Here is a 26,238-nt window from a genome sequence, read left to right on the forward strand (position 1 = left end):
GCCGTTGGATCTGGGGTATCCGGCGGAGCGGATCGCGTTCATGTTGGATGATGCGCGGCCGGCTGTCGTGGTGAGCACGGTGGGTGCGGTGGGTGCGGTGCCGGGTGGGGTGGATCGGGTGTTGCTCGATGATCCTGCTGTGGTGGCGGAGTTGGCGGGTCTGCCTGAGGGTGATGTGTGTGAGGCGGAGCGGTCGGGTGTGTTGGTGCCGCAGTCCGCGGCGTATGTGATCTACACGTCGGGGTCGACCGGCACGCCGAAGGGCGTGGTGATGACCTGCGGGGCGTTAAGGAACCTGGTGGGCTGGCATGTCGCGACGATCGGTGGTGATCGGGATGCCGAGCAGGTGTCGGTGGCCCAGTTCACGGCGATCAGCTTCGACGTGTCGGCGCAGGAGATCCTCGAGTCGCTGGTGTCGGGCAAGCGGTTGGTGATGCCTGACGAGGATGTGCGGCGGGACGCGGCCCGGTTCGTGCGGTGGCTGGACGAGCACCGGATCGAAGAGCTGTACGCGCCGTCCGTGATGATCGAGGCGGTGTGCGAGGCGGCCGCCGAGCAGAACCTCACCCTCCCCGCACTCCGCCACATCGGCCAAGGAGGGGAGGCGTTGCGGCTGACGCCGCAGGTGCGGGAGTTCGTGGCAGCGCGACTTGGCCGTCGCCTCCATAACCACTACGGCCCCTCGGAGACGCACCTGGTCACCGCGTACACGCTGCCCGACGAGGTGGCGCAGTGGCCCGCGGCCGCTCCGATCGGCCGGCCGATCTGGAACACCCGGGCGTACGTGCTGGACGGCGGCCTGGCACCGGTGCCCGCCGGGGTCGCCGGCGAGTTGTATCTCGCCGGGGCCGCCCTGGCCCGCGGCTACTGGGACCGCCCTGGTCTGACGGCCGAGCGGTTCGTGGCGAACCCGTTCAGCGCCGTCGGCGAACGGATGTACCGTACTGGCGACTTGGTCCGGTGGAACGAGAGCGGCGAACTCGAGTACCTCGGCCGGGCCGACAGCCAGGTCAAGGTCCGCGGCATTCGCGTCGAACTCGGTGAGATCGAGGCGGTTCTGGGCGGACACCCCGATGTGTCGCAGGCCGTGGTGGCCCTGCGCGAGGACAGGCCCGGGGACGGACGCCTCGTCGGCTACGTCGTCCCCGTGCCGGGGCGAGAGTTGGACGTACCGGCGTTGCGTGCCTATCTGGCCGGCATCACCTACCTGTCCGGCGCCCTGCCGGACTACATGCTCCCCTCGGCCGTGGTGGTGCTGGACGCGCTGCCGTTGACCCCCAGCGGCAAGGTCGACCGTCGCGTCCTGCCCGCCCCCGACCTCAACGCGGCCTCCTCGGGGCGAGGCCCGCGCACCCCCCAGGAGGAGATCCTCTGCGAGGTCTTCGCCGAGGTGCTCGGGCTACCCAGGGTCGGCATCGACGACAGCTTCTTCGATCTGGGCGGCCACTCGCTGCTGGCCACCCGCCTCATCAGCCGAGTGCACGACCTGCTGGGCACCGAGCTGTCCATCCGCAGCGTGTTCGAGGCCCCGACCGTGGCAGGCCTGGCTGGGCAGTTGGGCGTGGACACCGCCACGGGCGCCCTCGACGTCCTGCTGCCGCTCCGGGCTTCCGGAGACCGGGCGCCGCTGTTCTGCATCCACCCGGGTGGTGGCCTGAGCTGGTGTTACTCGGGCCTGCTGAAGTATCTTGGACCGGGACGCCCGATCTACGGGTTGCAGGCCCGCGGACTCGCCGCGCCGGCTGATCTCCCCCAGACCATCGATGAGATGGCCGCCGACTATCTCGAGCAGATCCGGGCGGTCCAGCCGACCGGTCCGTACCACCTGCTGGGCTGGTCCTTCGGCGGCATGGTGGCGCATGTGATCGCCACTCAGTTGCAGGCCAAGGGTGAGAGCGTCGGGCTGCTGGCCATGCTCGACGCCTACCCCATCGTCCCCGTGGACGAGGAGGGGCAGGGGGGCGGCGGTCTTCGCGAGGAGGAACTGCTCGCCGACCTGTTGCACTTCGTGGGCGCCGACGCCGAGCCGGCGGACGGTCAAGCTCTGGACCGCGAACAGACCATGGAGATCCTGCGGCGGGAGGGCAGCGCGCTGGCGAGCCTGGACGATCACAGCACGGCCGCGCTGATGGATGTCTTCATCAACAACAACAAGCTGATCCGGGGCTTCGACCCGGTCCGCTTCCGCGGTGATCTCGTCCACTTCACCGCGACCGTCGGACGCTCCAAAGAGGCTCCTACGGTGCGCAGTTGGCGGCCCCACGTGGAGGGTGCGATAGCGGACTACGAGATCGCCTGCGAGCACCGGGACATGGTCCAGCCGGGGCCGCTGGCCGAGATCGGCAAGATCATTGCGGATCGACTCAGCACCACGGCAACGGACGGCGGGTTCACCGCGGACGCGTAGTCGGCAGCGGTAAGCACACACTGAGGAAAGAGAGAACACCATGTCCAACCCTTTCGAGGATGCTGACGGCTCCTACCTGGCACTGGTCAATGACGAAGGGCAGTACTCCCTGTGGCCGGCCTTCATCGAGGTGCCGGCGGGGTGGCGCATCGCCCACGAGAAGGCCGCCCGTCAGGTGTGCGTGGACTTCATCGAGGCGCAGTGGACCGACATGCGTCCCAAGAGTCTGATCGACGCGACCGCTCGGGAGAGTGCGACCGACGCGCCGGCCGGGGCGAGCGGCGCATGACGACACCCGCGACCTCCGCTCCCCCGTCTCCCGCGCACGAGTACCCCCACTACGTCAGCAGCATCCTGTCCGCGATGGAGGGACGACCCGACGGGGTCGCCCTGCACTGGCGCGATCGCACCGTCACGGCCGGCACGCTGGTCGAAGCCGTGGTCCGGGCCGCAGTCGTGCTGAAGAGCAACGGCGTGGGCCGGGGCACTGCCGTCGGCGTTCTCACCGAGCCCAACAGTCCCGACACCCTCGTGGCGCGTTACGCGGCCAATCTGCTCGCCGCGGGCGTGGTCCACCTGCGCTCCGCCAATGCCGCCTCGTCCGCCGAGGTGCTTCCGGTGAGCGCTCAGGTGGCCGTCCTCCAGGAGGCCGGCGTCTCGGTGCTGATCGTGGACGGGGCGAACGCCGACCGGGCCCGCGAGATCGGCGCCCGCATGCCGCGCCCCCCTGCCGTCGCCTGTTTCGGGGCTTCGGTTCCCGGATTCCTCGATCTCACCGAGTCTGTGGCCGGCGACCGTCCGGTCGGCCACCACGAGCTGGTGGCCGACGGCAAGGGGGCGCTCGGGGCCATCACCTACACCAGCGGGTCCACCGGGCAGCCGAAGGGCATCCGGCGCGCGTTGAGCGCCTGGAACCATTCGGTCGCCGCCACGCGGGACGCCAGCACACACCCCCGGATGCTGGTCACCACCCCACTGAGTCACACCGTCGCGCCGATGGTGGACGCGACGCTCGCATCGGGCGGATCGATCGTGCTGCACGAGGAGTTCACGGCCGGTGCCGTGCTCGAGGCGATCGCCGTCCATCGCATCACCCGGACCCTGCTGGCCACTCCCCACATCTACCAGCTGCTCGACCACCCGGACTTCGCCTCGACGGACACGTCTAGCCTGCAGCAGGTGATGTACGGCGGCTGCCCCGCTTCGGCTGCTCGGCTCGAACAGGCCATGGCCGCCTTCGGCCCGGTGCTCATCCAGACCTACGGCACCACCGAGAGTTGGGGTATCAGTGTGTTGACCCCACCCGAGCACTTCCGCCCCGAGCTCCTCGCCAGTGTGGGACGTCCCCTGCCCGGGGTCGGCGTCGTGATCCGGGATCCGGAGACCGGCCAGGACCTGCCGGTGGGAGCGACCGGCGAGGTCTGCGTGCGGTCCCCGGTGATGATGACGGAGTACTGCTCGGCCGCCGAGCTGACCCGGCGCGTGCTGCGCGACGGGTGGCTGCACACAGGAGACCTCGGACACTTCGACGGCGAAGGCTATCTGTATCTCGTCGGCCGGTTGAGTGACGTCATCAAGACCAACGGGGTGAAGATCCACCCGGCCGCGGTCGAGAACGCGCTGATGTCCCACCCCGGGATAGCCCAGGCCGCCGTCTACGGGGTGCGGGACACCGACCAGGTGGAGCATGTGTACGCCGTGGTGGTTCCGAGCCCCGGTGTCGACGCCGGGTCGGAGCTGACCGCCGACCGGCTGCGCGACCACGTCGCCGGTCTCCTGTCGCCGCAGCACGCGCCCGCCGCGGTCCTGGTACGCACCCGTATCCCGCTCACCGCTTCCGGCAAGCCGGACAAGCGGCGGCTCCTGGCCGGGACACCCGTTCCGCACCCGACCGCGCCGAGTGACGGCGCGGCGATCGAGAAGGGCCGATAGGACCATGGAAGCGCCTGGGCACACCACGGCCCTGTCACCTCTGCAGGAAGGTCTGCTGTTCCAGGTCCTGTACGACCAGGGCGAAGGGGGCACGGACAACTACGGCGTACAGTTCGTGATCGAGCTCCGGGGGTCACTGGACGCGCCCGTCCTCAAGGCCGCCGCGCAGGCTCTGCTGCGCCGGCACGACAGCCTGCGGGCCGGGTTCCGGACCGAGGGGCTGGAGCGGCCTGTGCGGTTCGTCCCCGACGACGTGGAGCTGCCCTGGCGCGAGACGGACCTCTCGGCGGTCGCCGAGGCCGACCGCATCGTGGGGTGCGCGCGGATCGCCGCCCGGGATCGGGACAGTGGCTTCGACCTCGCGACACCGCCCCTGCTTCGCTGCACTCTCGTCAAGCTGGAAACCCGGCTGCACCACCTGGTGCTGACGTCGCATCAGATCGCGTTGGACGGCTGGTCCCATGCGCTGCTGCTCGACGATCTGTTCGCCCTCTACACCCGCGGTGCGGACGAGGCCGGACTTGCGCCGGCGGCCTCCTGGCGGGACTACCTCGGTTGGCAAGCGGAGCAGGGCCGCGAGGAGGCCCGAGCGGCCTGGCGGGACGCGCTGGCGGACCTGGACGCACCCACCCTGCTGGCCGCGCGGGCCGCCGTCAGCCTCACGTCCGCGCCTCGGCGGGTCACCGTCGAACTGTCGAAGTCGGAGACCGACCGGCTCATCGAGGCGAGGCTCCGCCACGGACTGACCCTCGAGACCCTGGTCCAGGGCGCCTGGGGGGTGCTCCTCGGCGGGCTGACCGGCCGCGACGAGGTGGTCTTCGGCAGCGCTGCCACCGGCGACCGGGCGGCGTTTCCCGGCGCGGGGACTCTGATCGGGGCCTGCACCAACATTCTGCCCGTGCGGATGTCCGTGCCGGCGGCCGTACCTCTGGTCGCCGCCCTGGAGGAAGTGCAGCGCGCACAGGCGCGTCTGGCGCCTCATCGGCACCTGGGGCTCGCTGAGGTCAGCCGGCTGGCCGCCTCCGTCGAGGGGGAGCTGTTCGACACGCTCGCCGTGCTGGAGGACAGCCCGTTTGATCCGGGGAAGGCCGAGCATCCGCCCGAGTTGCGGATCAGCGGCGTGGAGGTCCACGAGAGCAACCACTACCCGCTGAGCTTCTCCGCGGTACCGGGGCCCCGGCTGGTCCTGAGGCTCGACTACCGTCCCGATCTCTTCGAGGAGAAGGAGGCGCGGTCGCTCATGGGCCGCCTGCTCCGGGTCCTGCGGGCGGTCGTGGCGGACCCGCGCCGGCCGGTGGGGCGGCTCGACCTGCTCGAACCGGAGGAACGGGAAAGGCTGTTGGTGGATCGCAACGCCACCGCCAGTTCGGCGCGGCCGGTCACCCTCCCCGAGCTGTTCCAGGCCCGCGCCGTCCGGAGTCCCGAGGCGATCGCGCTGCTGTCGGGCGGCTCGGCGCTCTCTTACGGCGAACTCGACGACCAGGCCAACCAGCTGGCCCGGCTGCTGGTCGACCGGGGGATCGGGCCGGAGCGGACCGTGGCGCTGGTGCTGCCCCGGTCGACGGAGATGGTCACCGCGATCCTGGCGGTCGCCAAGACCGGTGGGGCGTATCTGCCCGTCGATCCCGGGTATCCCGCCCAGCGCATCGCGTACATGCTGAACGACGCCGAGCCCGCGCTCGTGGTGACCGGCTCGGACTCGGAAGCGGTCCTGCCGCAGGACGCGGCCGTCCCGCGCGTCGTCCTCGACGCGGACGAGACCCGGAAGGAGCTCGCGGGGTACGGCACGGATCCGCTCGTGGACGCCGACCGGGTCGCGCCGCTGTCGCTCCAGTCGCCGGCGTACGTCATCTACACCTCCGGGTCGACCGGCACGCCAAAGGGTGTCGTGGTCTCCCACCGCGGGCTCGCGAGCCTGGCCGACGCCGAGGTGGAACGGTTCGCGGTCACCGCCGACAGCCGGGTCCTGCAGTTCTCCTCACCCAGCTTCGACGCGGCCGTGCTGGAGCTCACCATGACCTTCGCGGCCGGAGCCACCCTGGTCGTTCCGCCCGTCGGTACCTTGGCGGGCGACCGGCTGGCCGAGGTGGTGGCCGAGCATGCCGTGACCCACGCGCTGATACCGCCCGCGGCACTCGGCAGTGTCCCGCCGTCCGCCCTGCCCTCGCTGCGGACGCTGATCGTCGGCGGCGACGTGTGCTCCGCGGAGTTGACGGCCCGGTGGAGCCCGGGCAGGCGCATGGTGAACGCCTACGGCCCGACCGAGACCACCGTCGTGGCGACCCTCAGCCAACCGCTGTCGGGGGCCGCCGTCCCGCCGATCGGCGGGCCGATCGGCGGGACCCGCGCCTACGTCCTCGGGGCCGGTCTGCAACCGGTGCCGGACGGCACGCCCGGCGAGCTCTACGTCAGCGGGGACGGCCTGGCCCGTGGCTACCTGGGCCGGCCCGGGCTGACGGCGGAGCGCTTCGTCGCCGATCCCTTCGGCCCGGCCGGTTCGCGCATGTACCGCACCGGTGACCTGGTCCGCTGGGATCCGGACGGCAACCTCAGGTTCCTGGGCCGGGCCGACGACCAGGTCAAGATCCGGGGGTTCCGGATCGAACCGGCCGAGGTGGAAGCCGTACTGGCCGACCAACCGGAAGTCGGGAACGTCGCCGTGGTGCCGTTCGACGACGGGTCCGGCAGCGGCCGGGGCAGGCGACTGGTCGCCTACGTCGTGCCCGGGGCCGACGGCCGGCCGCTTGACGGGGCGCGACTGCGGCGTTCCGTGCAGGACCGGCTGCCCGAGCACATGGTGCCGGCCGCAGTCGTCGTGCTGGAGAGGCTGCCGCTCACCCCGAACGGCAAGTTGGACCGGGACGCCCTGCCCGGGCCCGACCTGGCAACCGAAGCCTCGGAGCGCGCGGCCCGCACCCCGCAGGAAGAGGTGCTCTGCCGGCTGTTCGCGGAGGTGTTGGGTGTTTCCGACATCGGGGTCGACAGCGACTTCTTCGCACTGGGTGGGGACAGCATCGTCGCCATCCAGTTGATCAGCGGGGCACGCCAGGCGGGCCTTCGGTTCTCGCCCCGGAACCTGTACGAGGCCCGGACCGTGTCGGCGCTCGCCGCCACGGCCGGCGCAACGACGACCGATTCCGCGTACTGACGCTCATGGAGAGCGTCGAACGCGCAGAGAGGACAGCGATGTTGACCCGGCGAGTCATCGCGCCAGACCAGCTGACGAACATCAACCTCGCGGATCCGCGGCTCCACGCGGAGAGCGATCTGTCCGAGGTGTGGCGACATCTCCGCGCGGAGAGCCCCGTCCACTGGCACCCGCCGAGGGACGGTGCCCCGGGCTTCTGGGTCGTCTCACGCTACGACGACGTGGCTTCCCTGTACCGGGACAACGAGTGCTTCACCTCGGAGGGCGGCAATGTGCTGGAGACCCTCCTGCAGGGCGGTGACTCGGCGGCGGGAAGGATGCTCGCCGTCTCCGACGGGCACCGGCACAAGAGGTTGCGTCAGCTCGTCCTCAAGGCATTCTCCCCGGGTGCCCTCGACGTCATCATCGAACGGGTCCGAGTGGCGACCCGCAAGCTCATGGTCGAGGCCGTCGCCGGGGACGGCGAGTGCGACTTCGCCCGGGACGTCGCGGCCCACATCCCGCTCACGGCGATCTGCGACCTACTGGGAGTCCCGGACCAGGACCGGGCGTACATCCTGAGCCTCACCTCGTCCGCGATCAGCTCGGATCGCGAGGACCAGACCGCCGCGGACGCCTGGGAGTCGAAGAGCGAGATCCTGCTGTACTTCGCGGGCCTGGCCCGTGAGCGACGCGACAACACGCCGCACAACGACGTGGTCGGCCTGCTCGCCACCAGCAAGATCGACGGTGAGGACATCACTCACGACGAGATCATGCTGAACTGCTACAGCCTCATCCTCGGGGGAGACGAAACGGCCCGGCTCTCCATGATCGGTGCGGTGCAGGCCCTGATCGAGCACCCGGAGCAGTGGCGGTCCCTGAAGAGCGGCGACGCCGCCATCGAGACCGCGGTGGAGGAGGTGCTCCGCTGGACCACACCCGCGATCCATTCGGGCCGTACGGCGGTTGTCGACACGACGGTCCGCGGGCAGGAGATCAAGGCCGGCGACATCGTCACGATCTGGAACTCGTCGGCCAACCGGGACGAGGAGAAGTTCCCCGAGCCGGGCCGGTTCGATCTGACCAGGACACCGAATCGGCACCTCACGTTCGCGTACGGTCCGCACTTCTGTCTGGGCGCGCCGCTCGCTCGGGTCGAGCTCGGCGCGGTACTGGAGGGGCTGCGCACGGTGGCTTCCGATATCGAGCCGACCGGCCCCGCCCGGCCGATCTACTCGAACTTCCTCTTCGGGCTCAGCTCGCTGCCGGTCCGCCTGAAGCCCGACCGGGAAAGCATGGCCCGGGAGGGCTGGTAATCATCACCGGATCGATGCCGGATGCGCACATCAACTCCCGTGGGATTGAGCGAATATGACGCTAAGAAACCTCTCGGTTACACTCGATCCTGATACTGTACGTAGGAGGTGAGCATGTCCACTCCGGCTGCCCATCCACGACGCTGGTGGATCTTAGGCGTCGTCAGTCTTGCGCAGCTGACGGTTGTGCTCGACAATACGGTGCTCAACGTCGCGGTCCCCTCCCTGACGGGGAGCCTGCACGCCAGCACCGCAGATGTGCAATGGATGATCAACACATACTCGCTGGCCCAGGCGAGCTTGTTACTCACGGCCGGGAGTGTCGCGGATCGCTACGGCCGAAAACGCGCCCTACTTTTCGGTCTCGGCCTCTTCGGCCTCGGCTCCTTTGCCGCAGCTATGTCCGCCACACCTGGCCAGCTGATTTTGGCGCGCGCGTTCATGGGTATCGGCGGGTCCTTTCTGATGACCACCACGCTCGCTCTGGTCATGCAGATTTTCGACGGCTCCGAACGAGGCAAGGCGATCGGGGCCTGGGCCGGGGTCAGTTCCCTCGGGTTTGCCGCCGGACCGCTGGTCGGAGGGTTTCTGCTCGACCACGCGTGGTGGGGCTCCATCTTCCTGATCAACGTGCCGGTGGCCGCCGCCGGAATCATCGGGGTCGTCTGCATGGTGCCGGAATCCCGGAACCCCCAAGGAAGTCGACCGGATCTGGTCGGGATCATCCTTTCCGTGCTGGGAATGGTCGGGGTCGTGTGGGCGGTCATCGCGGGCCCCCAGCAGGGTTGGGCATCGTCGGAAGTCGTCCTCCCCGCGGTGGGTGGCGTTCTGCTCCTGGTGGCCTTCGTCCTGTACGAGCGGTGGGTGAGCCATCCGATGCTCGACATGAATCTGTTCCGCGACCGGTCGTTCAGCGCGGCCGCGACCGGAGGAGTCCTGGTCGCGTTCGGGATGGGTGGCGGGCTCTTCCTGCTCACTCAGCAGTTGCAGTTCATCCTCGGCTTCAGTCCGCTCAGGACGGGCATCGCCGTCGCGCCCATGGCCGGCACCGTCGTGGTCCTCAATCTGACCGGCACGGGGGCCCGGCTGCTGAAGCGCTTGGGTGCGGGCCGGTCGGTCTCGATCGGTATTCCGTTGATCGCCGCGGGGCTGGCGGCCCTCTCCTTCTTCGCCGGCCACGGGTATGTCGGGGCTCTTGTCGGGCTGATCCTGATCGGTTCCGGGGTGGGCCTGGCGATGCCGGCGCTGGCCAACTCGATCATGAGTGCCATCTCGCGGCAGCGCGCCGGCATCGGGGCCGGAGTCAACGGCACCCTCCAGGAGTTCGGGGCCAGCCTGGGCGTGGCCATCCTGGGCGCCCTGCTCTCCGTGCGCTTCGCCTCCTTGCTGCCGCACTCGTTGGACCACTCGGTCAGCGCGTCACTGCCGACCGCACTGGCCGCGGCGGCGGACCAACCGCAGGCCGCCGAAGTCATCACTGCCACCAAGCAGGCCTTCACCTCGGGATTGAGCACCAGTGAGTTGTTCGGCGCGGTATTCGTGCTCATCGGTGGTCTGACCGTGGGATTCATCCTGCACCGCGTCGAGCTGTCCCGCCGACCGGAACGAGGGGTGGGACCGGCCGCTGGATCCGGCACCAGTCCGGTGGGCCCGGCCGCACCGGAAGACCACAAGGAGAATGTGCAGTCATGAACAGGCCAGTGATGACCGCGACGGCGGCCGGCCCCGGCACAGGCCGAATGGGCATGAACGACCAGGTGACGCACCGGCTGATGGACGAGCGCATCATCGTGCTGGGCACAGCCGTCGATGACGTGATCGGCAATGTGATCTGCGCCCAACTCCTGTTGCTGGCTGCCGATTCCCGCAAGGACATCAGTCTCTACATCAACTCGCCGGGCGGCTCCGTCACCGCCGGACTGGCCGTCTACGACACCATGCAGCTCATCGAGAACGATGTGCTCACGGTCGGGATGGGGCTCAGCGCCTCGATGGGACAGTTCCTGCTGACCGCGGGAGCCCCGGGCAAGCGGCTGGTGCTTCCCAGCGCGCAGGTCCTCATGCACCAGCCCTCGGCCGGACTCGGCGGATCGGCGAGCGAGATCAGGATTCAGGCCGAGCACCTGATGCGCACCAAGCAGCGGCTGATCCGCATCACGGCCGAGCGCACCGGCCGCTCGGTCGAGGAGATCAGGAGGGACTCCGACCGCGACAGGTGGTTCTCCGCCGAAGAGGCGGTGGCCTACGGGCTCGCCGACCGGGTGGAAGGCTCTGTCGGCATTCCGGGGGCGGCCGTGACCGCGGGGTAGCGATAGCGGGCCGCCCGGGGTGGCCGGGCGGCGGGGGCGCCCCGGAGCAAGGGCGCCCCCGCCGCCCGGCCACGCTCATCGGCACCGAGTCGGAACACCTGCAGGACGACGACGGGCAGCGGACGCTCCAGGCCCAACGCGACTACATCGACGAGTGGCGGCACCTCATGCGCACTGTCCACCCGGCCACGTCCCCCGCGGAGGCACGCGTGCGCGTACAGACCGCCCTCACCATCACCAAGGCGTCCTGAGTCGACACCGCCAGACGCAACTTCTTCGCATTAAGCTGTGCGTATGAGTGCTCGAGCGACCACACGCCCCGGCGGGCGCAGCGCCCGCGTCCAGCAGTCCGTGCATCAGGCCGTCCGGGATCTCGAGGCGGAACTGGGGCGGGATGCGCTCACCGTGCCCCTGATCGCCGCCCGCGCGGGAGTCACGCCGTCCACCGTCTACCGGCGCTGGGGAGACCTTCGGGAACTGCTGTCCGACGTGGCCGTCGAGCGGTTGCGCCCCGACGCCCCGCCGGTCGACCGCGGCAGCCTGCGGGCGGACCTGGAGGCGTGGACGGTGCAGTTCGCCGAGGAGATGTCCTCGACGGCGGGCCGCACGTACATCCGCGACGCCCTGCTGGGCGACCCCGAGCAGGGCAACGCGGCCCGGTGCTCCGACTACGCCGCCGAGCAGTTGAAGGCCATCGGGGTGCGTGCGGCCGGGCGTGGGGAGGCCGTGCCCGACGTGGAGACCCTGCTGGACGTCGTCGTCGCCCCCCTGATGTACCGGATCCTGTTCCGCCCCTCGGATCTGTCCGCGGCCTACGCCGGCCATCTGGTGGCGGCGGCGCTCGGCCGCACCACGGCCCCTCCCGTCGCCTAAAAGCTAAATATTTGCGTTCCGGGGTGGCGCGGACCTAGAGTGCTTAATGCAAAGCATTCGCCTTAAGGCTCAGAGGTGCTTCCATGACCAGCGTCACAGCCCTGCCGTCCCGCCCCCGCCGCCTGCCCGTGCTGAGCCGCCACGGTGCTTTCCGGCTCCACGCCTCGGTCCTGGTCGGCCTGCTGGCCGCCTCCAGCGCGCCGACCCCGCTCTACGCGCTCTACCAGGCCGCATGGCACTTCTCGGCCATGACGCTGACCGTCGTGTTCAGTGCCTACGCGCTCGCCCTGCTGGTGGCACTGCTGACCGCGGGCACGCTCTCGGACCACCTGGGCCGGCGTCCGGTCCTCGCCGGGGCGCTGCTGGCGGAAGGCGTCGCGATGGCCGTCTTCGCCACCGCCCAGGGGGTGCCGGCTCTGATCGCCGCCCGGATCCTGCAGGGCCTGGCCACCGGCGTGGCCACCAGCGCCGCCGGAGCCGCCCTGCTCGACTTCGAGGACCCCGACCGTCCGGGCCGGGCAACGGCCGCCAACGGCATCACCCCCGTGGCCGGCATGGCGGTCGGTGTGCTGGCCGCCACCGCCCTCGTGCAGTACGCCCCCGCCCCCACCCGCACCGTCTACCTGCTGCTGCTCCTGCTCTTCGCCGCGCAGGCCGCCGCAGTCCTGCACACCCCCGAGACCGCCCGCCCCAACCCCGGCGCCTGGCGCTCACTGCGCCCCGCGATCACCGTCGCCCCCGCCTCCCGGCCGGCCATGGCGCTCGCCGCGCCCGGCGTCGTCGCCGCCTGGGCACTGGGCGGCTTCTACTCCTCCCTAGGCCCCTCGCTCGCCCGGCTCATCGCCCCGCACGCCGCCCCCGCAACCGGCGGCCTGGTCTTCTTCACCCTGACGGCCGCGGCCGGCCTCGCCGGCCACACCGCCCGGGCGCTGCCCGCCCGCACCGCGAGCCTCGCCGGCAGCGCGCTGCTGACCCCGGGGGCCCTGCTGACCCTGAGCGGCCCGCACCTGCACAGCCTGCCCGCGCTGTTCGTCGGCACCGTCCTGGCGGGCGCGGGCTTCGGTGCCGTCGCCCAGGGCGCCCTGCGCCTGCTGCTGCCCCCGGCCGCCCCGGACGAACGCGCCGGCACGCTCGCCGCCTACTACGTCCTCAGCTACCTGGCCATGAGCGTCCCCGCCGTCCTCGCCGGCCTGCTGACCAACCTGTACGGCCTGCGGACCGCCGTCTCGCTCTACGCCGTGACGGTCATCCTGCTGACCTTGATCGGCCTCGCCCGCGCCGTGCAGCAGCCGCGCACCGCCTGACCGAGTCCTGCTTCCCGCAACGCCCCGCCCGCCCGAAAGGACCCACCGATGAGCACCGCCACGCCCCGTCAGGCCGCCCCCTTCGCAAGCACGGGATGGAGCCTCGGCGACATCGCCGTACGGCGCGTCGACGAGATCGAACTGCCGCGGCAGACCGGACCCTGGTTGCTGCCGGACGCCACCAAGGAGGTGCTGGACGAGGCGTCGTGGCTGCGCCCCGACTTCGCCGACGCCGACGTCCCCCGTCTGGCGAGCCACAGCTTCGCGGTGGAGGCCGGCGGGCTGCGGATCGTCGTCGACACCGGCATCGGCAATGCCAAGCGACGCGCCAACCCGGCCTGGAACGGTCTCGACACCGACTTCCTGGAGCGCCTGGCGGCGGCCGGCTTCCCGCCCGAGTCCGTGGACCTGGTGATCACCACGCACCTGCACACCGACCACGTCGGCTGGAACACGCGCCTCGTCGGCGAGGACTGGGTCCCCACCTTCCCCGACGCCCGCTACCTCACCAGCCGCACCGAATGGGACCACTGGGCCGCCACCGACCTGGACGAGGCCCGCCGCCAGATGTTCCGCGACTCCGTCACCCCCGTCCGCGACGCCGGACAGTACGACCTCGTGGACGTGCCCGAGCAGGGGCGCGAGGTGGCGCCGGGCGTCTTCCTGGTCCCTGCCCCGGGCCACACCCCGGGGCAGGTCGCCGTGGAACTGCGCGGCAGCGACCGCCGGGCGCTGATCACCGGCGACAGCATCCACCACCCCGTGCAGCTGTCCCACCCGCACGTGAACAGCTGCGTCGACATCGACGCCACCCAGGCGGTCCGCACCCGCGGCCGGCTGCTCGACGCCCTGGCGGACACCGACGCGTTGCTCCTGGGCACCCACTTCCCGCAGCCGACGGGCGGCACGGTTCGGAGGGAGGACGGACGGTACCGGCTGGTCGCCGAGCCGGGGAGGGGGATCCCGGCCGCCGGGGTCTCGGCCACCGGGGTCTGATCGTCGGGGTCCGATCGCCGGCATCCCGTCGCCCCAGCCCGTCGATGAGGGGACCTGCCCTTCATGGAGTCCACTCCCCGGGGGCTCCACCCGCACGACGCCGCACGCGAGACGCTGGCCGCCGACCTGCGCTGGCGGGCTCCCAGTGCCTTCGTGACGATACGCCAGAGGTTGGCGGAGGAGTACCTGCGCGTGCTGCGCGAGGCACCCGAGGAGCGGGTCTGGACCGTCACCGACGAACTCTTCTACCTCTTCCGCGAGGGGGAGATCGTGGCGCGGCTGCGCACCTGGTCCCGTGAGGACGAGGGGCACGCCTCCGGCCTCGACCTGGTCGCCACCGTCCACCTGCCCCGACGGGTGACCGCCGGAATCCACGGCTCCTGGATCCCCGACACCGGCCTCGACGGGAACCAGGACTGACCACCACCGCACACCCCGGGCCCGCGCGGGCCGGCCTTGACGGCTGCGCCCGCGCGGGCGCAGCCGTGGCGTGGCCGCTGCCGGGGGTGGAGGCCCGACGTGCCGATCGCCGCTATGGATCGGATGGCCGCCCGCTGCGATCGCAGGTCTAATGAGCGGCGGCCCTGGAGCGTGAGGTCTCGATCTCGGCGTAGGCGTCGGCCTTGTTCGCCCAGTGGGAGCCTTCGACGGACTTTCCGGGTTCGAGGTCCTTGTAGACCTCGAAGAAGTGGGTGATCTCCTGCAGGTCGTGCTGGGGCATGTCGTCGATGTCCTGCAGCCGGGCGAAACGGGGGTCGTGGGCGGGCACACAGAGGATCTTCTCGTCCGGCCCCTTCTCATCGGTCATGACGAACATGCCGATGGCGCGGCAGGTGATGCCGCATCCCGGAAAGGTGGGCTCGTCGACGAGGATGAGGGCATCGAGGGGGTCGCCGTCTCCGCCGAGGGTGTCCTCGATGAACCCGTAGTCGGCCGGGTAGCGGGTGGCCGTGAACAGCATCCGGTCCAGGCGGATCCGTCCGGTGGCATGGTCCATCTCGTACTTGTTGCGTGACCCCTGCGGGATCTCGACGATCACCTCGAAGTCCATGTCGCTCTCCTTCGCGATCCGTGACGTCCGACGGCGTCGGCAGCACCATCTTCGAGGGGATCACTCGCCGCCGCATGCGGGGTACGCGATTGCCCTAACCCCCGTGGAGACCTCCAGTCCCCGGGGTTAGCCTCGGTCTGAAGTTCCCGGGCGGCCGATTCGCGCCCCTGGCGCCCAGGCGCGACGTCAAGGAGGACGGAATGGCTGGGATCTTTCATGCGGGCGCATCCGTTGCGGCCGCGCCCGTGTTGACCGGGTCGGGCCGAACGCTGCTGGTGGTCGTCGCGGTGATCGGGGCAGGAGCCCTGATGGTGGCCTGGGCGTTCGTACGCCAGGTCCTGGCCGCGGACGAGGGCACCGAGACGATGCGGCGGATCGCCGGGGCGATTCAGGAGGGGGCGAACGCCTACCTGAGGCGCCAGTTCCGCACCCTGGGCGTCTTCGCCGGGGTGGTGCCCTTCGTGCTTTTGCTGCTGCCGGCGGACAACTGGGGGCAGCGGATCGGGCGTTCGGTGTTCTTTCTGGTCGGGGCGGCCTTCTCGGCGACGACGGGGTACGTCGGGATGCAGCTCGCGGTGCGCAGCAACGTTCGGGTGGCGGCGGCGGCCCGGGCGGGGACGGCGCCGGTGCCGGCCATCGAGTCCCAGGAGGGGCCGACGGCGGCATCGATCGTGCGAGGGGTGTCGCACCGGGCGATGCGGATCGCCTTCCGTACCGGCGGGGTGGTGGGGATGTTCACCGTGGGGCTGGGCCTCATGGGGGCGGCGACGGTGGTGCTGATCTACCAGGCGAACGCGCCGAAGGTACTGGAGGGCTTCGGCTTCGGCGCGGCGTTGCTGGCGATGTTCATGCGGGTGGGCGGTGGGATCTTCACCAAGGCCGCAGACGTGGGCGCGGACCTGGTGGGCAAGGTCGAGCAGGGGATCCCCGAGGACGATCCCCGCAACGCGGCGACGATCGCCGACAACGTGGGTGACAACGTGGGCGACTGCGCGGGGATGGCGGCCGACCTGTTCGAGTCCTACGCCGTGACCCTGGTCGCCGCGCTGATTCTGGGCAGAGCCGCCTTCGGCGACAACGGACTGACCTTCCCTCTGGTGGTGCCCGCCATCGGGGTGCTCACGGCGGTCCTCGGCATCGAGACGGTCTCCCCGCGGCCCACGGACCGCAGCGGGATGACCGCCATCAACCGCGGCTTCTTCGTCTCCGCCGTGGTGTCCCTCGTCCTGGTGGCCGGCGCGGTCTTCGCGTTCCTGCCGGCCCGCTTCTCCGGACTGCACGGGGTGCCTGCCGAGATCACCCGGCATGCGGGCAGCCCCCGGGCGTTCGCCCTGGCCGCGGTGGCCATCGGGATCGTGCTGGCGGCCGTCATCCAGCAACTGACCGGCTACTTCACCGAGACCACCCGCCGCCCGGTACGGGACGTGGGCAAGACCTCGCTGACCGGGCCGGCCACCGTGGTGCTCTCCGGTGTCGCGCTCGGCCTGGAAGCGGCCGTGTACTCCGCCGTGGCCATCGGAGCCGCCGTCTACGGCGCCTTCCTGCTCGGCGGCGGCTCGCTGATCCTGTCCCTGTTCGCGGTCGCGCTGGCCGGGACCGGACTACTGACCACCGTCGGCGTGATCGTCGCGATGGACACCTTCGGCCCGGTCTCCGACAACGCCCAGGGCATCGCGGAGATGTCCGGAGACATCACCGGCGCCGGCGCCCAGGTGCTCACCGAACTGGACGCCGTCGGCAACACCACCAAGGCGATCACCAAGGGCATCGCCATCGCCACGGCGGTGCTCGCCGCCACCGCGCTGTTCGGCTCCTACACCGACACCATCGCGACCGCCGAGGCACAGATCGGCCCGGCCGCCCGCGGCTCGAGCCTGAGCCTGGCCATCGACCAGCCCGACAACCTGGTCGGCCTGCTGGCCGGCGCCGCTGTCGTCTTCCTGTTCTCCGGTCTGGCGATCAACGCCGTCTCGCGCTCCGCCGGCGCGGTCGTCTTCGAGGTCCGGCGCCAGTTCCGGACCCGGCCCGGCATCATGGACGGCACCGAACGGCCCGAGTACGGCCGGGTGGTGGACATCTGCACCCGCGACGCGCTGCGCGAACTGGTCACCCCGGGCCTGCTCGCCGTGATGACCCCGATCGCCCTCGGCTTCCTGCTCGGCGTCGGCCCGCTGGGCTCCTACCTGGCCGGAGCGATCGGCGCGGGCACCCTGATGGCCGTCTTCCTGGCCACCTCGGGCGGCGCCTGGGACAACGCCAAGAAGCTGGTCGAGGACGGTCACCACGGCGGCAAGGGCAGCCCCGCGCACGCGGCCACCGTCATCGGCGACACGGTGGGCGATCCCTTCAAGGACACCGCCGGACCGGCCATCAACCCGCTTCTGAAGGTGATGAACCTGGTCTCCCTCCTGGTGGCGCCCGCGATCGTCGAACTCAGCTTCGGCTCGCACGCCGACCTGGGCCTCCGGCTGACCATCGCCCTGCTGGCCCTGGCCGTCGTCGTCCTCGCCGTGTGGATCTCCAAGCGCCGGGGCATCACCGTCGGCAGCGACGAAGCGCCCACCGACACCCGCGCGCCGGAGGAGCCCGCGCCCGTCCGGTGACCAGCCACCGGCCACGTGCGCGCCCGGCGGCGCCGGTACGGCCGGGTACGCCGCGCCCCCCGCGCGGTGCGGGCCTAGGCTGGTCGGTAGGAGCCACTCAGCGGAAGTCCCCGTCGCCCATCAGCCGGGGGACGGGCGTGACCGCACTGGAGGTGTCCCATGGGGTCTCCTGCTTCCTCACCGACCGGTGCGAGCGAGAAGCCCGCAATGCGCCACTGCTGCCCGACCGGCATGGTGACCTTCGCCGGTGTGCTGGTGTTCATCCTGGCGCTCTTCAACGGCCTGGACGGCGTCGCCGCGATCAACCGGTCGCACGTCTTCGTCGACGGCGCCCACATCGTCGTGGGCGATCTGCGGGCCTGGGGCTGGACTCTGCTGGTGCTCGGGATCCTGCTGGCCCTGACCGCGGCCGGCATCCTGGCCGGCAGTCAGCTGGCGCGTTGGGTCGGCGTGGCCGTGCTGTCGCTCAACGCCTTCTCGCACATGTGGGTGGTGGCCAGCTACCCGCTCTGGTCGGTGCTGATCATCCTGCTGGACATCCTGGCGATCTACGCGCTCTGTGTGCACTGGGGCAGCCATGAGCACGAGGGGGCGACGCGGTAGCTCCCCACAAGGGCCTGCACTCGGGCCTGCACTTGATCTCGTCAGGTGCGGGCCCTTGTGGTTCCGTCGATTCCAGCCGCGTTCGGGGCGCGGGGGAGCGGGGACGCCTCGGGATCGCCGGTACCGGCGGCCCGGAGAACTCCCGTCATCACAGGTCACCACGCACGCCGTCGTCGTCAAGGCACTCGTCCGCAGCCATCGTTCGGTAGATCCGACTTCAAATCAAGAGCACGTGTTTCACACATCCCCCTCATTGGGTGGCCCCGATGCTCTACATTGATTTTCGCTTCGCACGGTCGGACGCGAGGCGACGAAAATGATCTACAGGTCCGGCGCTGCGGACAGTCAGTAGTCGTGTCCACCGCGGCGGGCGTGGGGCGATCAATTCTTGGCGCCCGGTGGGGGCTTTGAGTGTGGAGAGCGACCGTCGACGGTTTCCCGCGCACCTCGGGACTCCGGCAGGACGTGCGAGTCTGCCGGCGGTTGGGCGGGATGTTCGCGTAGCGCTGCAGTAGCCGGTTTGCCATGCACGGGGGGCGGGGCCTCCCGGAGATAGGAACAGCGCGGCACGGGAGGCGGGGCCTCCCAAGGGGAGGAACAGGTGCGGGAGGCTGCGGGCCTCCCGGGGGGAGGAACCGTGTGGAGCGAACACGTCGAACCCACTGGTGACCTGGAAGGGGCTGTCGAGCAGGGGGAGGGAGAATTAGTCAGCCCGTTGCTATCGGCGCGGGGGCGCCCGATGAACGGGAAAATCAGCCGGCCCGGGATCGACTGGGAGCAGCAGTACCGCCGTACTGTGATCATCAGCGATACCGTGGCCACCGCCTTCGTGGTAGCGGCGATAGGCGGCTTCTTCGGGGTTCGGGACGCGGCCAACTGGCACGAGAAATGGGGAATTCTCGCCTTCGGCACCGAGCTGCTGGTGCTGGGAGCGCTTGCGATGACCCGGTCGTGGGCTCCGGCCGTGCTCGGCCAGGGCGCCGAGGAATTCCGCCGGCTCGGACGCTCGCTGTTCACGGCGGCCGTCGTACTGGCGCTCGGCGGGATCGCCCTCACCTCGCACAACATCAAGCTCTGGATCTTCGTCGCGATCCCGGCGATCACGCTCATCACCATGACCGAGCGGTATCTGCTGCGCCTCTGGCTGCACAAACAGCGCAAGGAGGGACGGTGCCTGCGCCCGGTGCTCGCTGCCGGGAGCCCGGCCACCGTGCGCGACCTGATCACCCGAACCCGTAAGTTCCCGCACCTCGGCTGGCGGGTGGAGGCGGTGTGTACGCCGTACAGTCTCGGGCTGGGCGGTGACCGACTGGACGGAGTGCCGGTCGTCGGCCGACTGACGGACGTCGCCAACCACGTCCGCCGCGACGGCTACCGTGTCGTCGCGGTCACACCGGACCCGTACTGGACACCGGACCGGCTGCAGCGGCTGGCCTGGAACCTCGAAGGCGGCGACGCCGAGATGGTCGTGGCCCCCGTGCTGATGGAGGTGGCCGGCCCGCGGCTGCACGTCGATGCGGTGCTCGGGATCCCGATGCTGCGGGTCAGCATGCCGACCTTCACCGGGGGCCGTCGTGCGGTCAAAGAGGTCGTCGATCGGCTGGGCGCCGCGGTCCTGCTGGTCCTGTTCGCGCCGCTGATGGTGTTCGTCGGGATGCTCGTGCTGGTGGACAGCCGGGGTGGGGTGTTCTATCGACAGCACCGGGTCGGCAAGGACGGCCGCGAGTTCACCCTGATCAAGTTTCGCACCATGGTCGCCGGGGCCGACCGGGCACGTGCCGAGCTGGCCGACCGCAACGAGGGCGCCGGCCTGCTCTTCAAGCTCCGCCGGGATCCGCGGGTGACCCGGGTGGGAGGAGTGCTGCGCCGGTACTCGATCGACGAGCTCCCGCAGCTTCTCAACGTGCTCACCGGCTCGATGTCGCTCGTCGGTCCGCGGCCTCCGTTGCCGGAGGAGTCCGCTGCGTACGGCCCGGACATCCGGCGGCGGCTGCTCGTCAAGCCCGGGCTCACCGGCCTGTGGCAGATCAGCGGACGCAGTGACCTGCCGTGGGAGGAGGCGGTGCGGCTGGACCTGCGGTACGTGGAGGACTGGTCGCTCGCCCTGGACACGGTGATTCTGTGGAAGACGCTGCGTGCGGTGCTTCAGGGGCAGGGGGCCTACTGATGCGTGGGGGGCGTCGTTCGATCGACGCGCGGACGGCCGGCCACAAGGGCCTGCCCGAGGGGAGGAACGGGTCATGAGGATCAGCGTCTTAGGGCTCGGCTACGTGGGTTGCGTGTCGGCCGCGTGCCTGGCGAGCCTGGGTCACGAGGTCATCGGGGTGGACGTGAACCCGGTGAAGGTCGACCTGGTCAACGACGGCAAGGCCCCGGTGGTCGAGGAGCGGATCGGCGAGCTCATCGCCGAGGTCGTGCGGTCCGGAGCGTTGCGCGCCACCGGCGACGTCCGCGAGGCGATCATGGGCAGCGAGGTGTCGCTGGTCTGCGTGGGCACGCCGTCGGAACCCAACGGCAGCCTGTGCACCACGTACCTGGAGCGGGTCACCGAGCAGATCGGTGCCGCGGTGGCCGAGCGGGGCGGGCGGCACACCGTCGTGTTCCGCAGCACCATGCTCCCCGGCACCTGCCTCGACCTGCTGGTGCCGATCCTGGAGAAGCACCTCGGCGGCACGGCCGGGGTGGACGTCGGGGTCGCGGTCAACCCGGAGTTCCTGCGCGAGGGCACCAGCGTGCGGGACTTCTTCGACCCGCCGAAGACCGTCATCGGCGAGCTCGACCCGGCGAGCGGCGACGTCGTCGCGGCGCTGTACGAGGGACTGCCCGGCGAGGTGTTCCGGGTGCCCGTCCCGGTGGCCGAGGCGATCAAGTACGCGGACAACGCGTTCCACGGCCTCAAGATCGGCTTCGCGAACGAGCTGGGCGCGGTGTGCCAGGCGCTCGGGGTGGACTCGCACCAGGTGATGGACGTGTTCCTGGCCGACCGCAAGCTGAACGTCAGCCCCGCCTACCTGCGTCCCGGCTTCGCCTTCGGCGGCTCCTGCCTGCCCAAGGACCTGCGCAGCCTGGTCCACGCGGCGCGGCGGGCCGACGTCTCGGTGCCCATCCTCTCCCACGTGCTGCCCTCCAACTCCGACCACCTGCAGCGCGCGGTGGAGCTGGTCGAGCGCACCGGCAAGCGCCGGGTGGGCCTGTTCGGCCTGTCCTTCAAACCCGGCACCGACGACCTCCGCGAGAGCCCGCTCGTCGAGCTGGCGGAGCGGCTCTTCGGCAAGGGCTACGACCTGCGGATCTACGACCCCAACGTGAGCCTCTCCCGGCTGCTCGGCGCGAACCGCGAGTACATCGAGACCCGGCTGCCGCACCTCGCGCAGCTGCTCGCGGAGTCCGTCGACGAGGTGCTCGACCACGCCGAGGTCTGCGTGGTCGGGACCAGGGAGCCGGACGTCCTGGCGGCGCTGCCCCACGGTGACGGCCCGGTGATCATCGACCTCATCCGCCTTCCCGACGCCGAGACGCGCCGGACCGAACCGGGGTACATGGGCCTTGCTTGGTGACACGTCGTTCAATGACATGGCCAGCCGTGGCGGGCGAGCCCGTCGCGCGCTGATCCTGGTGGAGAACCTGTCGGTGCCGTTCGACCGGCGGGTGTGGCAGGAGTGCACGACGCTGCGCGACGCGGGCTGGGAGGTCCACGTCATCTGCCCCCAGGGCAACAAGCGGGACACGGAGCCGGAAGCGGAGATCGACGGGGTGCGGATCCACCGCTACCCGTTGCGCGCGGCCACCGGAGGGCCGGCCGGCTACCTGCGGGAGTACGGATCGGCGTTGTGGCACACGGCCCGGCTGGCCCGCAAGGTCGGCCCGGTCCACGTGGTCCACGCCTGCAACCCGCCCGACCTGCTGTTCCTGCCGGCCCTGATGATGAAGCGGCGCGGCGCGCGGTTCGTGTTCGACCAGCACGACCTGGTGCCCGAGCTGTACCTCTCCCGGTTCGACCGCGGTGAGGACCTGCTCTACCGCGCCGTGTGCGCGCTGGAACGGCTGACCTACCGGGCCGCGGACATCGTGCTCGCCACGAACGAGAGCTACCGGGACGTCGCGCTGCGCCGCGGCGGTCGGCGGCCGGAGGACGTCTTCGTGGTGCGCAGCGCGCCCGACACCGACCGGTTCCAGCCGGTACCGCCCGAGCCGGAGCTGAAGCGCGGCAAGCCCCATCTGCTGTGCTACCTCGGCGTGATGGGCCCGCAGGACGGCGTCGACTACGCCTTGCGGGCCCTGGCGAAGCTGCGCGACGAGCTCGGGCGGACCGACTGGCACGCGGTGTTCGTCGGCGCCGGCGACACCTTCGACGCGATGAAGGAGCTGTCCCGGCAGCTCGGGCTCTCGGAGCAGGTGCAGTTCACCGGGCGCGTTCCGGACGCCGAGCTGGTGCGCTACCTGTCCACCGCGGACGTGTGCCTTTCCCCCGACCCGCGCAATCCGCTCAACGACGTGTCGACCATGAACAAGGTCCTGGAGTACATGGTCATGGGCCGGCCGATCGTCTCGTTCGACCTCCGGGAGGCGCGGGTCTCCGCCGGGGACGCCGCCGTCTACGCGCCCGCCAACGACGAGGCCGAGTTCGCCAGGCTCATCGCGCTGCTGCTGGACGATCCGGAGAAGCGGGCCTGGATGGGCAAGCTCGGCCAGGAGCGGATCAGCGGGCCGCTCTCCTGGCGGAACTCCCAGCGATCGCTGCTCGACGCCTACGCCGCCGCCTGCCGTGGCCGGGCTCCGGTGTCGGCGGGCGACCCGGACCGGGCAGGGAGAAGGCCTCGCCGTTGAGCGACGAAACGATACGCCTGGTCACGGTCGGCCGGATCCTCCGTCGGCGCTGGCGGCTCCTCGCCGTCCTCACCGTGGTGGGGGCGCTCGTCGGCTACGGCGCCTCCCTGCTGTTTCCGCCGCGCTACACGACGTCGGCATCGGTCCTGCTGCCGGGAGTGTGGCAGGACCGCGAGCTGCTGACCCAGGCGGAGATCGCGACCAGTTCGGTGGTGGTCGACCGCGCGGCCGCCACGCTCGGCTGGACCGGGGTCAGCGGCAGCGAGCTGCGGGACCGGGTGAGCGCCACGGCCGCGGACGGGAACATCATCAAGATCTCGGGTACGGCCGACACCCCGGAGCACGCCCAGCAACTCTCCGATCAGGTGGCCCAGCAGTTCGTCGCGTTCGCCTCGCGGATCGCGGGCGACAGCGCCGACCCCGAAGCGGCGCAGCCCGAGGCACTGCGGCAGCTGGTGCTGCAGGCCGGCCGCCGCATCTCCGACCTGGCCGCTGCGGCCGATCCGGGCCAGACCGTGGAGAGCGTGCAGACCCGTACCGAGCTGGAGAAGCTGCGCACCACGCTGCAGGACGCCATCAAGAAGCTGGACCAGGTCGACCCGGCCGCCAACAAGGCCAACATGGTCGTCATGGGGTCGTCACCCCGGCCGTCCGGCGAGGCACCGCCGACGAGGACACAACTCATCGCCGCCGGGGCGCTGTTGTTCTTCCTGCTCGCCGTCATCGGCCATCTCACCGCCGCGCGGATGAGTCGCCGACTGCGCACCGAACCGGAGATCGCCGCGGCGCTGGGCTCGGCGCTCCTCGGCACCGTCGACGTAGCCGGTGAACGGTCCGCGCAGCGGCCGGAAGGCCGTGGCCCGCGGGCCCGGATCCGCCGGCTGCTGGGCACCGACGTCCGGTGGGACCTGCCGACCCCGCACGCCTCCGGCGACGAGGCCGGCCGGCAGCTCCGCTACCGGCGGGTGTGCGCCCGCCTCCGGGACCGACTTCCGGGCCCCCGGAGGTTGTTGGTCGTCGTCCCGGACGGCGACGAGTCGGCCCGCCGGGCCGCCGACCAGCTCGTCGCCGAGGCCGGGAGCGATCCGCTGCTGCGGGTGGTGGGGGTGCCGGTGTCCCGGCCGCTGGTGCCGGACCGCGACGAGGAGTCCGGTGCCCTGGTCGTGCTCAGCGCGGGCAGCTGGACGGCGGGGGAGCTGGCCGGCATCGCCGGGGCGTGTGCGGACGCCGAGCACGAGGTCGTCGGCATCGTCGTCGCCGACACGGTCCGGGCCCGTGCGACGCGGTCCGGCGACCGTCGTCCGGACGGCGCCACGCCGGTGCTCGCGGTCGGCGACGAGGCGGGGAGAGGTTCGGGGTGACGACGAGTACGACGCCGGAGTCGTCGGCCGCCACTCCACTGCTCGACCTGCAGGCGCTGGTGGTCGCGGTGCGCAGGCGGCGCCGCCTCTGGTGTTCCCTGGCGCTGCTCGGGCTGCTGGTCGGCGCGGCGCTGGCGGTGCTGCGGCCGCCGCCGCCGACCGCGACGGCCAAGGTGCTGGTCGCGCATCAGGCGGACCAGCCGAACGACCCCGGAACGCTGATCCGTACCGACGCCGCTCTGCTGCAGACCACGGGGATCGCCGCCAAGGCTTTGCAGTCCCTCGGGTCCTCGGAGAAACCGGAGGACTTCATGCGGGACTACGGAGGGATCGGCTTGACCAACAACCTGCTGGAGATCACCGTGACGGGTCACAGCGACGCGGAGGCGCAGGCCCGGGTCAAGGCGCTGGCCGACGCGTTCGTCACGGACCACGTGAGGCGGATCCAGGAAGCCGCGGACGCCGAGGCCAAGGCCCTGCTCGACCAGCGCGACCGGATGGGGGACGAACTCGCCAAGGTCAACCAGGAGATCGGGGACGCATCGCAGCAGAGCGGGCCGAAGGCGGCGGCGAACCTGGATTCGCTCTACGCCAGCCGGGCCGAACTCACCTCGCGGATCACCCTCTTCGGCCAGCGCGCCGCGGAGGCGCGCGTCGGCACGCCCCGGCTCGTCGCCGGCACCCAGATCGTGGACGCCCCGCGCGCGGTGCGGCAGTCCCTGCCGAAGACCGCCGCCACCGACGCCGCGATCGGGCTCGTCCTCGGGCTCGTCCTCGGGCTCGCGGTGGCCGCGGTCGGCGCGGTGGTGGCGGACCGCCCCGTGCTGCGCCGGGAGATCGCGGCGAACCTCGGCGCCTCGGTCATCGCGGAGCTGCGCCGCGTGCCCCGCCGGTCGGTCGGGCGGTGGCAGCGCGGACGGACCAGGGCGGCACGGGCCAGGCTCACCGCGACCCTGGCCCGCTCCGTGCGCGGCTCCGCGGAAGCGGTGTCGCTGCTGGAACTGGGCTGTGCAAGCAGTACGAGCGCGATCGCCCTGGACCTCGCCGGGGAACTGGCGGCGGAGGGGCCGGTGGTCGTCGTCGACGGTCTGCCCGGCCCGCAGCTCGCCAAGCGCCGCCCGCAGCCGGGGGACCCGACCGTGGTCCGCGGCGAGCGTGCCGCGGCCGTGCCGGGTCAGGAGCGCCGACTCGGCGTCGGCTCGGTGGCGCCCGGCACGGCGTGGACCGACCTCCGGTACCTCGGCACCCGGACCGTGCTCGTCGTGCGTGCCGGGCACGGCAGTGCCGCATGGCTGCACACCGTGGCACGGCAACTCGCGGACCAGCGCATCCCGGTGATCGGTGTGGTGCTGATCGACCCCGATCCGCGTGACCGGACCGACGGCACGCTGTGGGGCGGGCCGCACACCGCGCGGCGCGGCCGGAACGAGCGGCCGGCCCGGCGGAACCGGACGGGCCGGCGGTGGACGGAGCGACGACCGATGTGGACCGTACGGGTCCCGGACAGCGACCAGGAGGCGAGGTAG

19 protein-coding genes are annotated in these 26,238 nt (G+C 71.1%); 18 read left to right on the forward strand and 1 reads right to left on the reverse strand.

From position 1 onward, the window contains the following. Window positions 1–4 precede the first annotated feature (4 nt). The 11 genes from ACH4E7_RS37850 to ACH4E7_RS37900 all read left to right on the forward strand — a co-directional run bounded on the left by ACH4E7_RS37850 (window position 5) and on the right by ACH4E7_RS37900 (window position 14,687). Window positions 5–2,407 carry an amino acid adenylation domain-containing protein gene (locus ACH4E7_RS37850; protein WP_396253773.1) on the forward strand — a complete coding sequence of 801 codons (2,403 nt, stop codon included), beginning with the start codon at window positions 5–7 and terminating at the stop codon, window positions 2,405–2,407. Window positions 2,408–2,447: 40 nt separating this feature from the next. Then, window positions 2,448–2,696 carry an MbtH family protein gene (locus tag ACH4E7_RS37855; RefSeq protein ID WP_396253734.1) on the forward strand — a complete coding sequence of 83 codons (249 nt, stop codon included), beginning with the start codon at window positions 2,448–2,450 and terminating at the stop codon, window positions 2,694–2,696. Then, complete coding sequence (locus tag ACH4E7_RS37860; protein WP_396253735.1) at window positions 2,693–4,339, forward strand: AMP-binding protein; 1,647 nt, start codon at window positions 2,693–2,695, stop codon at window positions 4,337–4,339. Before ACH4E7_RS37855 ends, ACH4E7_RS37860 begins: the two co-directional genes overlap by 4 nt. A gap of 4 nt (window positions 4,340–4,343) precedes the next feature. Continuing rightward, entirely contained in the window at window positions 4,344–7,487 is a 3,144-nt protein-coding gene (locus ACH4E7_RS37865) for an amino acid adenylation domain-containing protein (protein WP_396253736.1), read from the forward strand. Between the two features lie 221 nt (window positions 7,488–7,708). Next, complete coding sequence (locus tag ACH4E7_RS37870) at window positions 7,709–8,785, forward strand: cytochrome P450 (RefSeq protein WP_396253737.1); 1,077 nt, start codon at window positions 7,709–7,711, stop codon at window positions 8,783–8,785. Window positions 8,786–8,899: 114 nt separating this feature from the next. Next, window positions 8,900–10,477, forward strand: coding sequence for an MFS transporter (locus ACH4E7_RS37875; RefSeq protein ID WP_396253738.1), 1,578 nt, complete (start codon window positions 8,900–8,902; stop codon window positions 10,475–10,477). Between the two features lie 11 nt (window positions 10,478–10,488). Then, complete coding sequence (locus ACH4E7_RS37880) at window positions 10,489–11,094, forward strand: ATP-dependent Clp protease proteolytic subunit (protein ID WP_396253739.1); 606 nt, start codon at window positions 10,489–10,491, stop codon at window positions 11,092–11,094. A 294-nt stretch (window positions 11,095–11,388) separates the two neighbouring features. Beyond that, window positions 11,389–11,967, forward strand: coding sequence for a TetR/AcrR family transcriptional regulator (locus tag ACH4E7_RS37885; protein ID WP_396253740.1), 579 nt, complete (start codon window positions 11,389–11,391; stop codon window positions 11,965–11,967). 83 nt (window positions 11,968–12,050) lie between these two features. Then, window positions 12,051–13,271 carry an MFS transporter gene (locus tag ACH4E7_RS37890; protein ID WP_396253741.1) on the forward strand — a complete coding sequence of 407 codons (1,221 nt, stop codon included), beginning with the start codon at window positions 12,051–12,053 and terminating at the stop codon, window positions 13,269–13,271. A 48-nt stretch (window positions 13,272–13,319) separates the two neighbouring features. Then, on the forward strand, window positions 13,320–14,267 hold the full coding sequence (locus ACH4E7_RS37895; RefSeq protein WP_396253742.1) for an MBL fold metallo-hydrolase: 948 nt from the start codon (window positions 13,320–13,322) through the stop codon (window positions 14,265–14,267). Window positions 14,268–14,330: 63 nt separating this feature from the next. Beyond that, window positions 14,331–14,687, forward strand: coding sequence for a hypothetical protein (locus ACH4E7_RS37900; RefSeq protein WP_396253743.1), 357 nt, complete (start codon window positions 14,331–14,333; stop codon window positions 14,685–14,687). Between the two features lie 148 nt (window positions 14,688–14,835). Here the strand turns inward: ACH4E7_RS37900 and ACH4E7_RS37905 are convergent, their stop codons facing one another. Beyond that, entirely contained in the window at window positions 14,836–15,318 is a 483-nt protein-coding gene (locus tag ACH4E7_RS37905) for an inorganic diphosphatase (RefSeq protein WP_396253744.1), read from the reverse strand. Window positions 15,319–15,518: 200 nt separating this feature from the next. Here ACH4E7_RS37905 and ACH4E7_RS37910 point away from each other — a divergent pair, with 200 nt between their 5' ends. From ACH4E7_RS37910 to ACH4E7_RS37940, 7 genes are all read left to right on the forward strand, one after another. Continuing rightward, window positions 15,519–17,921, forward strand: coding sequence for a sodium-translocating pyrophosphatase (locus ACH4E7_RS37910; protein WP_396253745.1), 2,403 nt, complete (start codon window positions 15,519–15,521; stop codon window positions 17,919–17,921). Window positions 17,922–18,080: 159 nt separating this feature from the next. After that, complete coding sequence (locus tag ACH4E7_RS37915) at window positions 18,081–18,524, forward strand: hypothetical protein (protein ID WP_396253746.1); 444 nt, start codon at window positions 18,081–18,083, stop codon at window positions 18,522–18,524. A 739-nt stretch (window positions 18,525–19,263) separates the two neighbouring features. Continuing rightward, entirely contained in the window at window positions 19,264–20,691 is a 1,428-nt protein-coding gene (locus ACH4E7_RS37920; RefSeq protein ID WP_396253774.1) for a sugar transferase, read from the forward strand. A gap of 73 nt (window positions 20,692–20,764) precedes the next feature. Next, window positions 20,765–22,081 (forward strand): nucleotide sugar dehydrogenase, encoded by a 1,317-nt coding sequence (locus tag ACH4E7_RS37925; RefSeq protein WP_396253747.1) that lies wholly within the window; start codon window positions 20,765–20,767, stop codon window positions 22,079–22,081. A 16-nt stretch (window positions 22,082–22,097) separates the two neighbouring features. Beyond that, window positions 22,098–23,351 (forward strand): glycosyltransferase family 4 protein, encoded by a 1,254-nt coding sequence (locus ACH4E7_RS37930; protein ID WP_396253748.1) that lies wholly within the window; start codon window positions 22,098–22,100, stop codon window positions 23,349–23,351. Beyond that, a complete protein-coding gene (locus tag ACH4E7_RS37935; protein WP_396253749.1) occupies window positions 23,348–24,712 on the forward strand; it encodes a Wzz/FepE/Etk N-terminal domain-containing protein in 1,365 nt (454 codons plus the stop codon). The genes ACH4E7_RS37930 and ACH4E7_RS37935 overlap by 4 nt, the downstream gene beginning before the upstream one ends. After that, the gene (locus tag ACH4E7_RS37940) at window positions 24,709–26,238 is read left to right on the forward strand and encodes a Wzz/FepE/Etk N-terminal domain-containing protein (protein WP_396253750.1); all 1,530 of its coding nucleotides are present in this window, start codon (window positions 24,709–24,711) and stop codon (window positions 26,236–26,238) included. The genes ACH4E7_RS37935 and ACH4E7_RS37940 overlap by 4 nt, the downstream gene beginning before the upstream one ends.

Source organism: Kitasatospora sp. NPDC018058 (genome assembly GCF_044327205.1).
Classification (GTDB): Bacteria; Actinomycetota; Actinomycetes; order Streptomycetales; family Streptomycetaceae; genus Kitasatospora.